Here is a 12,946-nt window from a genome sequence, read left to right as displayed (position 1 = left end):
ACAATCTGGCATCACAAAGCCAAAAACACCGCATCCGTTTAGAATCTTATTCCCAACGGGCAAGTCGCATGAAATTCAGCAAATCAGGGAATGGAGGGTCATGGCGGAGCCGTCGGTCAAGCTAGCCACTTGGTCGATGGCCACGCGCAGGCGCTCGTCATCGTTGGTGGACTCGTTCCAGTCCTCGAGGAACACGGTTTCCAGCGCGTCGGAGGGACGCGGTGAATTGGCCATCAGCACATCGACCAGATCGGCGACGATCTGCTGCTCCTGATCGTACAACGGCTCCCGCTCCCGCGGCGCCATGACGAAGTAGACCGCGATGCCCTTAAGCGCGACGATCTCGTAGTTGGTCTCGTCGGGGATGACGACGTTGGCGCTGTAGCGCGTCAGCGGGCCCTGACCGTACTGCTCGCGCGTCGCCTGCTCCACGGAGCTGGCGAACCGGCCGATCAGCGAGCTGGTGATGTTCTTCAACTGCGCCAAAGCCTGTCGCGAGCCGTTGAAATGCGAGGGGAACATGTGTCGTTTCTTCAAGCGGTGCAATGCCTCGAGCAGCTCATCGGCGTCCCATTGCTGGCCGTACCATTCGCGGGTAGCCTCCACGATGCCGTCGAGCACACGCGAATCGGCCAAAGCAAGCGGATTGAACGCGCCGGTGGCGATGGCGTCTTCTACATCGTGCACGCTGTAGGCGATGTCGTCGGAAAGGTCCATGACCTGGCATTCCATCGGCTTGGCGTCTTTCGGCGCCCCGGTCTTGAGCCAGTTGAACACGTCGACGTCATCGGGGTAGACGCAGAATTTCAGGCTCCGCTCCCCTTTCGGGTGTTTCGAGGCTTCCGCAAGCGTCCAGGGATATTTCACAGCCGCGTCAAGCGAGGCACGGGTAAGGTTGACGCCTGCTGAGCGCCCGTCGGCATGAAAGACTTTCGGCTCAAGCCGCGTGAGCAACCGCAAGGTCTGCGCGTTGCCTTCGAAACCACCGATGCCGGAGGCGATATCAGCCAGCACCCGCTCGCCGTTATGCCCGAATGGCGGATGTCCGAGATCGTGGGCCAGGCAGGCGCAATCGACCACGTCCGGGTCACAGCCAAGCATCGAACCAATCTGCCGGCCAATCTGCGCGACCTCAAGCGTGTGCGTCAGCCGGGTACGGGCGAAATCGTCGGTTCCGGCCACCAGAATCTGGCTTTTCGCGCCGAGCCTGCGCAACGCCGAGGAATGGATGAGACGCGCGCGGTCGCGCTGGAAGGCCGTGCGGGATTGGGATTTCGGAGGTTCGGGGGCCCAACGCTCCTCGTCGAAGGCGTCATAGCCCTCCTCAGTCAGTATTTCCTCGCCATCCGCGGTGCGCGTCTTAGCCATGTATGCCTTTCGTCTTTCACGTCATCTTGTCATCAACGCAGTTTCTATAAAACCACTTTTATTCGTGCCTAAACAACGCCAATCAAATCAACGCAATTCCTCAACGTAACACAAAACTTACAGCAAGGTCTTTGCGTTGAGTTTGCTCATATCCTGGGCGTCGAGCACCTCGGCCGCATGCAGATACAGCCGCGGGATGCGCGTGCGCAGGCAGGTGAAGATCTCGTAGCTGATGGTGTCGGCGGCGCGCGCCCAATCGTCGGCGGTCGGTTCCGCATACTGCTCGCCGCGCCCAGGCCCGAAGAGCTCCACGGTGTCACCTTCGTGCACGCCAAGTTTCTCGGAATCGCCATGCAGATCGAGGATGAACTGGTCCATGCACACGCGCCCGGAAACCCGCATGAGCTTTGGTCCTTCGGAGGTCATCACGCGCACCGGTCCGCCCGACTTGCTTGTGTGCTTCGCGCCGGCTTCATCGAACCCGGAGGCGGAGCGGTGAATGCCATCGGCGTAACCCAGCGGCACGATGGCCGTGCTGGTCACCTCGTCGGTGATATAGGTGCGCCCGTACGAAATCCCGTGTCCAGCCTCAACGCTTTTGACCGTGGCCAGTTGCGCCTGTAGCGTCATCGCCGGCTTCAGACCATATCTCGACGGCGTGCCCATCGCCGGATCGGCCTCGTAACCGTAAAGCCCGATACCCGGACGGGTCAGTTCGAAGCGCGCCTCCGGACGCGAGAACGTCGCCGCAGTGTTGGCGATATGGCGGATGCGCGGTGGAATGCCGGCCTTCTCCATACGTGCGGTGAACTGTTTGAAGCTTTCGAGCTGCTGGTCGGTCGCCTCCACGAACTCGGGGACATCGGGCGCGTCGGCCACCGAGAAGTGACTCCACTGCCCCACGATGTCGAGCACGCCTTCCTTGGCGAGCGGCACGAGCTTGTCGAGCGCGGCTTGGAAGCCTTCGGAAGTGAAGCCGTTGCGGCCGAAACCGGTGTCAACCTTGATATGCACACGCGCCGGCATGCCGAGCTTGCGTGCGGCGGCCGCCACGGCATCGATGCCGTCGAGCGAACCCACGGAAATGTCGATGTCGCTGGCGATGAGCTCGACCAGCGGGGCATTGCGCCCGTTGTACATCCAGGTGAGAATGTGGCAACGACTTGAATCGATGCCCGCCATGCGCAGCAGCAGCGCCTCACGCGGCTGCGCGGTTCCCAGCCAAGTCGCGCCGCCCGCGAGCGCCGCCAACGCGGAGGGAATGAGCCCATGCCCGTAGCCATCGGCCTTCACCACGCCCATCACGGCTGTGCCGGACTTCGGGCCGCCGACGACCTCGACCATGTGGCGCATGTTGTCGCGCATCGCCTTGAGATCGACGATGGCTTGCCCAGGATAGCGCCGCAGCGCCGCGGTGTAGTTCGACTTGCCAAGAGTGGAGGAAAACGGCCATGGTTCCAATGCGTTCAATGTCATAGTCAATATTGTGTCGCGGGCAGGTGACGAACGCAAACATCAAGCCGAAAACGCTACACAACTGGCAAATTCATCGGTTCAGCACACAAATCAAGACACGAAAATATACGATACTGATTAATCAAACAGACTTTCATCCATCAGTACTTACCCGCGCAAAAACAACTTGCTATAGGCTTATCATTTCGTCCGAATGCCGTTGCTCAATTCCCGCCAAAGCGAGGCTTCGCTCAACTCACCCTTTGGCTAGTTCCGAACACTTCCCGTGGTGATGTGACTAGCCCAAGAACGACTTCACCTATCATGCCGCTGGTAGGCGATGCGCACGTCCGGCTTGTCGGTGACGTTCATGACGTGGATCAGCCCGCAATGCTGGAACCCGTCGGCCTCGAAAACGTGCTGCATGGCCTTGTTGTTGGGATGCGTGTCGCAGCGCACGTTGCCGTATGTCTTGACCGCCCAGTCGAGGCAGGTCTTGGCGCTGTGCCGCTTGAGCCCGGAAGAGGCGAGGCGGTGCATTGTGGCGTATTCGTCGTTGTCAAGCCACTTGCCCTCGATTTCGGCGTAGGTCGGCTCCAGCCCCGTGAACATGGCGAACTGCGCGAGGATGCGCTCCGAGCCGTTCTCGCCTTCGTTATCCACCAAAACAAACGCATTGCCGCCGTTGATGTCCTTTTGGACGAGTTCGGCCGGCGGCCATGTTGTGCCCCACTGCGTCGGGTTGCCGTTTGCTGCCATGAGCTTCCGCGCCCGATCGAAGTTGCGCAGGATGGTCTCGTAATCCCCCTGCGTCGCCTTCCGAATGTGTTCGCCCGACTGCTGCCCGCTCATGAAACCGCCTATCCCATACATCATGACCAATACTGAACGAAAGCCTAACACGGACAGGGACTTTCGAGAGACTCCATATTCGACTTCTGCGAATACGAAAAGGGACGCCAGCAAATACATTGCCAGCGTCCCTTATCGTATTCAAGCAATCACAGCCTTCATAAAAGCCGCGATATCGCCAAAATCAGACCACCTTGCGCACGTACGGATCGGAGCTGATGCCTTCATCGAGAATCTTCTTGCACCATTCCTTGGCGGTGAAGAGGCTGTGGTCGCGGTAGTTGCCGCAGCTCTTGATGTCCGTGGCCGGCACGTCGTCCCAAGTCGCCTTGTAGGCGATGAACTCGAGCGATTCCTTGAGCGCCTTCGCCACGTCCTCGGTGCTGTGCTCGCCCCAAGTCAGCAGGTGGAAACCGGTGCGGCAGCCGAACGGCGAGCAGTCGATATAGCCCGGAATGCGCTCGCGCAGCAGCACCGCGATGGTGTGCTCGATGGTGTGCAGGCCGCCGGTCGGAATGGCGTTCTCGTTGGGCTGCACGAGGCGCAGGTCGTAATTGGAGATCACGTCGCCCTTCTCGCCTGTCTCAGTGTCGATAAAGCGCACATACGGTGCCTTCACCTTGGTGTGATCGAGCTTAAAGCTCTCCGGTTCCGGCTTGTTTTCTTCTGCCATTTGGTTTCCTTTCAGTCGTACAACAATTTAAAATACATTTTAATGCGGCGCCGCTATATCTTACTTATTGAAATTAATGTGCAATCAAGAGCATTCTTATTGTGCGGCAAGACGATTGCGGCACAACAAGATAATCTGTCACTTGAAATAATTTGATTTTATCGTTTACTCAAACTCCGGTTCATAACCATCGTCAACTTCCGGCTCCTTGCCAAACACTTCTTCCTCAGTCAGTCTTTTGCCATCGTCCTGCTTCAACCTTTCCATAGCTTCTTGATAAAGAACAAAATTCTCTTCAGCTTCAGTCAAACGCCGGTAATCGTCAGGGCTTACAATAACAGCTGCAGGTTTGTTGTTCTTCAAGACGACAACTGGGCTATCATTCTGTACACGCTTGAACGTCTGACTTGCTTTACCATGATTGAAGTCACTAACAGAAACCAAATTGTTTAGAAGAGTAGCAGTTCCCATAATATCCTCATTCTTCATATCTATAATTCACATCATACACCATATAAAAATATACATTATAATTCAAATTAGGAGTATTAATTATCATAATCGCTTTGCTGCTTCTCGGTAAACAGCCTCATCATCTCGTACTCCAACGATTACAATAGTCATAGTTTTTCCAATTCGTTCAAGAGAATAAACGATTCTTATTCCATCGTTTCTTAATTTAACTTTCAGTAAGCCAGTCAAATTATTATTTCTTTTGTTTCCTAAGGGCTTACCGTATCCACCCTCAGTAAATGGTAAAGGGCTGCGAGAAACTTTACGAATCGCTTTACGCACATGACTTGCGCGCGGTTCACCAAGCTTTTTGATATCGACTTTTGCCATTTCTAAATATCTAACTTTCCATTCTTTCAAATGCATCACCTCACTGTTTTTTCTGCAAGTTCATTTTTGATAAATTATCAGTTCGGAAAAGAAATATTCAAATTATTTTTAAGAAATCCTCAAAAATTCAAGATTTTTTATCTTGACTTCAAGTCTTATTTGCAATAGCTGATCAGATAAACAAAAACAATATTAATAAATCAAATAAGTAGTTGAGGCGCCGATTCTGAAGGCAACAGACTAGCTATGAACAAGAGAGAAAATAGCTTGCTTCGAAACATCAAACGTTTAAATTTTTTCTTAAACTACTCTTTCGTCAATGATATAAAACTGAGATAATCCTTACGAACGCTGGTATTTATACGTGGAAAATAGTAGAGTGTCAAAAAGATAATACGTAAACTTCATTGCAACGTAGACGAATTTAAGGGGACACAGCAGCATGGTGGACAACGGTGACGAGAAAGACGCTCAACAGCCAAACGAGGTTGATACCGACGATATCTCAACAACACAAGCAAACAACACCACTGGTGCCCCAACAGCAAAGTTAACACAAGAAACCAGCCACACGAATAAAGTGGACCATTCAAGTCCGGAAACCAGCGAAACAGCAACCAAAACAGACGAAAAGAAGCAGAAGCATCTCACGCTCACCATCTTTGGAATCATCGCGGCGGTGTTGGTCGTGGTCATTGTGGCGGTTGTGGGGTATGGGTATTGGGACAAACAACATGCGGAGGAACGCGCTTACCAGCAGTTGCAGGGGCTGACGCAGAAGCCGGAGGGCATGAACAAGCAGGGCGGGCTACCGGCGTTCAAAGCCAGCGACTTCAACCCCAAGGCTCCCAGCGTCGACCTGTATGTCGATTATTTCTGCCCTGACTGCGCCGATCTCGACCACGACACCGCCCCCACGCTTAAAAAACTGGCCGAGGCGCGGCAGATCAACCTGTACCTGCATCCTGTCAATTTCCTCGACGCCAAGACGAAGAACCACTACTCCACCCGAGCCGCGGGAGTTGCCGCTTACATCTCCTCTCATGAACCAGATAAACTGCTCGACTTCACCTCATCAATGTATGACACAGATTTTCACCACCAATCACTGGACGGCAAGAACGTCACTGACCAACAAATCATCGATCAAGCGCTAAAGGCTGGCGTGAGCAAGCAGGTGGCCTCCGCCGCCACGAACGGCTCCTACACGGATTACGTTCAGAGGGCCACGAAATACACGCTCCTGCGCAAAGACCTTTTCGTCGATGTACGCGGTGAGCACCGCTTCTCGTCGCCGACTATCACCATCAACGGCACCATGTGGAAATACCGCGCCATGCAGAAGCTGGAGAACGTCTCGTCAGCACTGATTCAGGTCATCGGTCTGAACGAGCGGGATGTCGGCAACCCCCAAGTCACGCCGTCGATAGGCGCGCACGGCCAAGTAGGGGCAATAGCCAAGCAATATCTGTGACCATAGAGAGTGCGCTGAAATCACTTTGGCGTGCGAACAAACCAGCCGAGCAAACCAGACAACACAAGGTCAGGCACATTGCTCTTCGGCCCCACGCTGATCTATCCCTCACAACCTACTCAATGTTTTATTGAGCCAAAATCAAAAGTGCCGTCGCATACTGATTTGCGACGGCACTTCCGTAAGCGAATATGTGTGACGATGCGCTATCCGAGTCAAAGCTCAAACCACACTCGCCAGGTTCAAGCCACTCAGATGACACTCGCCAAGATATACAGCGCGGCGATATGGGCGGGATAGAAGATATAGAAGAAGTACTTGTCGCCACGTCCCTTCGCGCCGTTGTAGAGCAGGATCGGGATGATGGCGAAGATCATCATCCATTGCGTCTGCCCGGCGAAGGCGTAACACGCCGCGACCACGGCGATAGCCACGCTCCGCCAAACCGCGCTGTGCTTGACGTTGCGTAGGGCGTACATCACCGGGATGAGTAGTACCATGACGGTGTTTTCAGCGAGCAGAATCGCCGGATCGACGGCGGTCAGCACACGCAGCACCCATATCATCACCGGGCTTTGCGTGCCGTCGCCTTGGGCCATGAACGGCAGAAGCGCCAACGAGAGCAGGAACGGAAGGGCAAGCAACAGCAAGCCCTCGAAGGTCTTCTTCACGCGGAAACCACGAGTGACAGTGCCGGCGTGCCTGCTGGCCGACATCGCAGCCCGCCCGGAGGCGGTAACGTTATTGACGGAAGTTCCGGCGACAGCGTTACGACCAATAACCCCATGAACTGCATCGGCACGCTCGTCACCGCCGCGCACGCCAGCGCCGAACCCGGAGGAGGCCTTGTTGCCGTGCTTCTTGAACGCGGCCTCGAAGCAGTCGATGGCGGCCATGAAGATCGTGCCGATGAAAAGGTCGCGGAAGATGTTGTTGACCAGCTGGGCACCGTCATAGTTGATTACCTGCTGCAGCACCACGTCAAGTATGGCCATCAACACCATGCACACGTAAAGTCGCGCCATATAGGCCTTTTTGCTGTGCGTGTGCGAGAAACCGATGACGCTGACGAAGAAGAACAGCGTGGCCACGGGCCGTCCGAACCAGTCGAGCCAGTTTGGCGCACCTTGCGAGGCGAACATCTGATGGACATGATCGACCACCATCAGCACCACGCCAATCATCTTGATGTCGAAGGTCGTCAATCCCAGGCGACGGGAACGAATCTTGTCAATGGTTCCGGTTGTGCGATTGTCGATAACGTTGCTTTTGCCCATTCGTATATCCCCTATTCGTAGTTCTCAATATCGAATATCAATAGTTCTTGCCTTGCTCGGTGAGCCATCACGCCAATCTCTGGCTTGTAAACATGAAACCGATCAGTCCAACAGCCTTTTCCGATATCCAAGAATACGCATTCGCGATTGTCACGCCATCGTTCCGGAGGATGAAATATCGTTTTTGAATGTCTAATTACTTGAAATGACGCCGGCACGAAACCATTGGTCCGTATAGCCAAGCCATACGATGCTTTTCCTTGCGGCCTATATAATTGTTAGACAAGACCGCACCCGTTGTGTTACGCGAGGAGCGAAGTCCGCAAGGAAGCAAACAAAAGAGGCAAAGCATGTCACGCAAACACCGCAAGCCACAGAACGAGCCGGTTCGTTCATCAAACGATTATGCGACTTCGACGCGAAACCAGCGACAAAGACGCGCGGCCAAGGCGGCGGCAGAGGCGCAAGCGGCCGCAGTCACCGCGAAAGAGCGCCGGCAGCAGACGATCATCGGCGCGATCGTGGCGTTTGTCGTCGTGGCGCTGGTCGCGGTGATCGGCGCCACCGCTTGGGGCGAGCACAGTAAAACGCAACAAATCAAGACACAGACCACCTCCAACGCTTACCGCCAGCTTCAGGCAGTCGCCCAAAAGCCCAACAACGCCACCAACCAAGGCGGCCTGATCGCCTGCAAGAAGGCCAAGCTAAATCCCAAGGCACCCACCGTCGAAATCTATCTGGACTTCATGTGCCCCAACTGCGGCGAGATCAACCGCACGATGGACTCCGCGCTGAAGAAGATGAACAAGGCGCGCCAAATCAACATCGAGGTGCATCCGGTCACGTTCCTCGATGGCAATTCGACCGACCATTACTCACTGCGCACCGCGAGCGCCGCGGCGTACATCGCCAGCAAGGACCCGGGCCATCTGATGGATTTCGTATCGGCCCTCTTCGAAAAGGACTTCCAGCCCAGCGAAACCGCCTACAAGCCGGTGAGCGATGAGCAGATCATCTGCCAGGCCGTCAAGGCCGGCGTGGACAAGACCACAGCGAGAAAGGCCACGCAGGGCACCTACGCCGAATACATGAGCAAAGCGAACAATTACACCGTTTTCCATCGTCCGGAATTGTGTGACACCGCCATTTATCCGCAAGGCGGCACCTTCGCCACCCCATTGATTCGTGTCAACAAATGCGTGTGGTCGTTGAAAGACCGCAGCTACGACGAGCTGGTATCCGGCTTCGAGAACAGCATCGGTCTGAAACCCCAGGAAGTCGGCAATGCTAAGGTCCTGCCGACACTTGGCCCCACGGACGCACCGAAGTCCGCATGAGATGAGGTAGCTGGTTTGCATAGGATATATGTCCAGCAAACACAGGCGTGTGATTGATATGGAATCGGGTCTGCACCTTTTGGATGCAGACCCGATTGCCGTTTAACGTATTACATTATTGGTTGCTGGTGCGCTATGCCTTGGCGACCGTGACCTTCAGCTCGTCAGTGGACGTTTCGGCGTTGATGTCGAGCTTCGTGGCCAGCGTCTCATGGGCGATGAGGTCTCGGAACTGCTCGGCTTTCGGAGCGTCGGCGGTTGGCATATCGAGCTTCAGACTGATGCGGTCAGCGATGTCAAGGTCGGCGTCCTTGCGGGCGTCCTGCACGGCGCGGATGACGTCACGTGCATAGCCTTCGGCGATGAGATCGTCGGTCAAAGCCGTGTCGAGAATGACGAAACCGCCGCCGGGAAGCGCTGCAGAGACGTCGTTGGCGCGATCCTCAGCCCCGACTTCCTCGACCTGGTTGATCAGGGTATATTCGCCCTCCTCCAGCTTCAGGTCGCCGTTCGGCGTCTCGACCACTGGCGCACCGGATTCGTCGACATGCCAGTTGCCGGACTTGGAGCCCTTGATGGCGAACTGCACCTGCTTGCCAAGCCTCGGACCGGCAGCACGGGCGTTGACCTTCAGGTCGTGCACGATCTTCAAGCCATGTTTGCCTGCGTCGGCGAGCGTGGAGAATTCCACGTCCTTGACGTTGAGCTCGGTCTTCAAGATGTCGTCGTACTCGGCGACGGCATCGGGATTGTCGACCAGAACGGTAAGTTTGGCGAGCGGCTGACGCACGCGAATCTGGCAGGACTTGCGCAGCGAAAGCGTGCTGGAGACGACTTCACGTACCTGTTCCATGGCCTCCACCAGTTTGGGCTCGTCGACCAACACACGTCCCAGCTCGGTTTCCTTGCCTTGGTTGAGCTCGCCGGTGGATTCGGCGTTGGCGCCGACATCGTGGGACTTCTCATCCTGCACGGTGACGAATGGCCATTCGGCCAGATGTACGGATTCCCCACCGGTAAGCCCGCGCCAGATCGACTCGGACTCCATCGGGGCCAGCGGCGCCATGACGCGCATGAGCACTTCGAGCACAGTGTAGAGCGTGTTGAAGGCGTTCTCGTCCTCGTCCCAGAAGCGTTCGCGGTTGTTGCGGATGTACCAGTTGGTGAGCATGTCGATGAAGTCCTGCACCGCGGCGCACGCGTCGGAGATGGCGAAGGTATCGAGCGCATGCTCGACCGAAACCACGAGCCTGCGAGTACGGGCCAACAGGTAGCGGTCCATCTGCGGCAGCCCGGCGACTTCCTCGGGCTTCAGCGCGCGAGCGTCGTAACCCTTGCCGCCGTTCGCCGCGTTGGCGTACAGCGTGAAGAAGTAATACGAGCTCCACACCGGCAACAGCACCTGGCGCACGGTGTCGCGGATGCCATCGGCGGTGACGATGAGGTTGCCGCCACGCAGGATCGGCGAGGACATGAGGAACCAGCGCATCGCGTCGGAGCCGTAGTCGTTGAACACGCCGTTGACATCCGGGTAGTTCCTGAGGTGCTTGCTCATCTTCTGGCCGTCGTCGCCGAGCACAATACCGTGGCAGATGACGTTCTTGAAGGCGGGCTTGTCGAACAGGGCCGTGGCCATGACGTGCAGCACGTAGAACCAGCCGCGGGTCTGGCCGATGTATTCGACCACGTAGTCGGCCGGGAAGTGCTGTTCGAAGTACTCCTTGTTCTCGAAGGGGTAATGGAACTGCGCGAACGGCATGGAGCCGGACTCGAACCAGCAGTCGAGCACGTCGGTGATGCGGTGCATGTGCGACTTACCGGTCGGGTCGTCGGGGTTGACGCGGGTCAGGTTGTCGATATAGGGCCGGTGCATGTTGACGTTACCCTCGCCGTCGCGCGGGTAGTCGCCGAAGTCGGCCTTGAGCTGGTCGAGCGAACCGTAGACATCGACGCGCGGGTACTTCGGGTCGTCTGAAACCCACACGGGAATCGGCGAGCCCCAGAAGCGGTTGCGGGAGATTGACCAGTCGCGGGCGTTCTGCAGCCATTTGCCGAACTGGCCGTCCTTGACGTTCTCGGGAATCCAGTTGATCAGCTGGTTGTTGGCGAGCAGACGGTCCTTGATCTTGGTCACGGAGACGAACCAGGAGGAGACCGGCTTGTAGATCAGCGGGGTGCCGCAACGCCAGCAGTGCGGGTAGGAGTGCACGTAGCTCTTCTCCTGGAAGAGCAGCGCGCGATGATTCTCGGGGATGCGGGCCAGCGGGCCGTCACCGTTGCGCAGGTTGCGCAGGATCGGCATATTGGCATCGAAGACGTACATGCCTTCGTAATCCGGGCAATCGGCGGTGAAGGTGCAGCTAGCGTCGAGCACGTCGATGCAATTGACGCCGGCTGCGTTCAGCGTGTTCATATCGTCTTCGCCATAGACAGCCTGATGGACCATGCCGGTACCTTCGACGGTGTCGACATAGTCGGCGGCGAGGATCTGGTAGGCGTTCGGCCCAGGGATGTGGCCTTCAGACTCGGCTTCCTCCCCCGCGAAATACGGGAAGACCGGCCAGTAGCGACGGCCGACCAGTTCCTTGCCCTTGAGCTCGCGGACGATCTCATAGTTCTCGCCAAGTTCCTTGGCATACGAACCCAGCAGCGGCTTTCCAAGGTAGAACTTCTTCCCAGCGAACTTGCCTTCAGTAGGCTTGACCTCGACATAATCGATGTCCTCACCGACGACAATAAGGAAGTTGGTCGGCACGGTCCAAGGCGTAGTCGTCCAAAAGACGGCGTAGGCGTCGTCCTCATCACGCATCTTAACGGCGACGGAGAGGGTGATGTCCTGACGGTCCTGATAGACGTCGGCGTCCATGCGCAGCTCGTGCGCGGAAAGCGGGGTGCGGTCCTTCGGGCAGTACGGCAGCACGCGGTAGCCCTTGTAAGCCAAGCCCTTGTCATACAGTGTCTTGAACGCCCACATCACCGATTCCATGTAGGTGGTGTTCAGGGTCTTGTAACCGTGCTCGAAATCAACCCAACGGGCCTGACGGTGGACGTAATCCTTCCACTCGTTCGTATACTTCAAGACGGACTTGCGACAGGCGTCGTTGAACTTCTCGATGCCCATCTCCTCAATCTGGTCGACCGATTCGATCCCCAGTTCCTTCTGCGCCTCAAGCTCGGCGGGCAGGCCGTGGGTGTCCCAGCCGAAGACGCGGCTGACCTTGCGGCCCTTCATGGTCTGGTAGCGCGGAATGACGTCCTTGGCGTAACCGGTCAGCAAGTGGCCGTAGTGCGGCAAGCCGTTGGCGAACGGTGGGCCGTCGAAGAAGACGAACTCGTTGTCGCTGTGGTCACCGCTTGGATTGCGCTCGACGGACTTTTCAAAGGTGTCGTCCTTGTCCCAATAATCGAGCACCGATTCTTCCATTTTGGGGAAGCTCGGGTTCGGCGCGACGTGCGCGCTTTGCTCGCCTACGGACGCCTTGGGATACACATGGGAATTGGTGGTTTCGCTCACCGCTGTCTCCTCGCTTGGCAGATGTCATTAACTACCACGAGGACGATGACGGACGCTAACACGCGCCGTTACCGCGGTACCACCTCGCTTGTTATGTTGTTCGGATACTTGAACGTATCGCTCCAGCACAACCGCTTGAAGTACGGGCTGTTT

The 12,946-nt window shown here is 56.5% G+C and carries 10 protein-coding genes; 2 read left to right on the top strand and 8 right to left on the bottom strand.

What is annotated here, in order from left to right:
• Positions 1-75: 75 nt before the first annotated feature.
• From OZX73_RS03250 to OZX73_RS03225, 6 genes are all read right to left on the bottom strand, one after another.
• On the bottom strand, positions 76-1,368 hold the full coding sequence (locus OZX73_RS03250) for a deoxyguanosinetriphosphate triphosphohydrolase (protein ID WP_277150621.1): 1,293 nt from the start codon (positions 1,366-1,368) through the stop codon (positions 76-78).
• A gap of 117 nt (positions 1,369-1,485) precedes the next feature.
• Positions 1,486-2,844: an alanine racemase gene (gene alr, locus OZX73_RS03245; RefSeq protein ID WP_277150618.1), complete on the bottom strand. Its 1,359-nt coding sequence runs from the start codon at positions 2,842-2,844 to the stop codon at positions 1,486-1,488.
• 294 nt (positions 2,845-3,138) lie between these two features.
• Positions 3,139-3,582, bottom strand: a complete 444-nt coding sequence (locus OZX73_RS03240) for an N-acetyltransferase (RefSeq protein WP_348519472.1) — start codon at positions 3,580-3,582, stop codon at positions 3,139-3,141.
• Positions 3,583-3,859: 277 nt separating this feature from the next.
• Entirely contained in the window at positions 3,860-4,348 is a 489-nt protein-coding gene (locus OZX73_RS03235; protein ID WP_277150614.1) for an S-ribosylhomocysteine lyase, read from the bottom strand.
• A gap of 165 nt (positions 4,349-4,513) precedes the next feature.
• Complete coding sequence (locus OZX73_RS03230) at positions 4,514-4,837, bottom strand: type II toxin-antitoxin system Phd/YefM family antitoxin (protein WP_277150612.1); 324 nt, start codon at positions 4,835-4,837, stop codon at positions 4,514-4,516.
• 66 nt (positions 4,838-4,903) lie between these two features.
• Positions 4,904-5,227, bottom strand: a complete 324-nt coding sequence (locus tag OZX73_RS03225) for a type II toxin-antitoxin system RelE/ParE family toxin (protein WP_277150610.1) — start codon at positions 5,225-5,227, stop codon at positions 4,904-4,906.
• Positions 5,228-5,633: 406 nt separating this feature from the next.
• Here OZX73_RS03225 and OZX73_RS03220 point away from each other — a divergent pair, with 406 nt between their 5' ends.
• A complete protein-coding gene (locus tag OZX73_RS03220) occupies positions 5,634-6,665 on the top strand; it encodes a thioredoxin domain-containing protein (RefSeq protein ID WP_277150607.1) in 1,032 nt (343 codons plus the stop codon).
• A 251-nt stretch (positions 6,666-6,916) separates the two neighbouring features.
• On the opposite strand, the gene OZX73_RS03215 is transcribed toward OZX73_RS03220, so the two are convergent.
• Positions 6,917-7,942, bottom strand: coding sequence for a TraX family protein (locus OZX73_RS03215; protein ID WP_277150605.1), 1,026 nt, complete (start codon positions 7,940-7,942; stop codon positions 6,917-6,919).
• Between the two features lie 350 nt (positions 7,943-8,292).
• Between OZX73_RS03215 and OZX73_RS03210 the strand changes: the two genes are divergently transcribed.
• Complete coding sequence (locus OZX73_RS03210; protein WP_277150603.1) at positions 8,293-9,279, top strand: DsbA family protein; 987 nt, start codon at positions 8,293-8,295, stop codon at positions 9,277-9,279.
• Positions 9,280-9,412: 133 nt separating this feature from the next.
• On the opposite strand, the gene ileS is transcribed toward OZX73_RS03210, so the two are convergent.
• The gene (gene ileS / locus OZX73_RS03205) at positions 9,413-12,793 is read right to left on the bottom strand and encodes a mupirocin-resistant isoleucine--tRNA ligase (RefSeq protein ID WP_277150601.1); all 3,381 of its coding nucleotides are present in this window, start codon (positions 12,791-12,793) and stop codon (positions 9,413-9,415) included.
• Positions 12,794-12,946 lie beyond the last annotated feature (153 nt).

Origin of the sequence: Bifidobacterium sp. ESL0775 (assembly GCF_029395475.1) — a bacterium.
Lineage (GTDB): Bacteria > Actinomycetota > Actinomycetes > Actinomycetales > Bifidobacteriaceae > Bifidobacterium.
The sequence above is the reverse complement of the archived record's forward strand: the minus strand, read 5'-3'. Positions and strand labels throughout refer to the sequence as shown.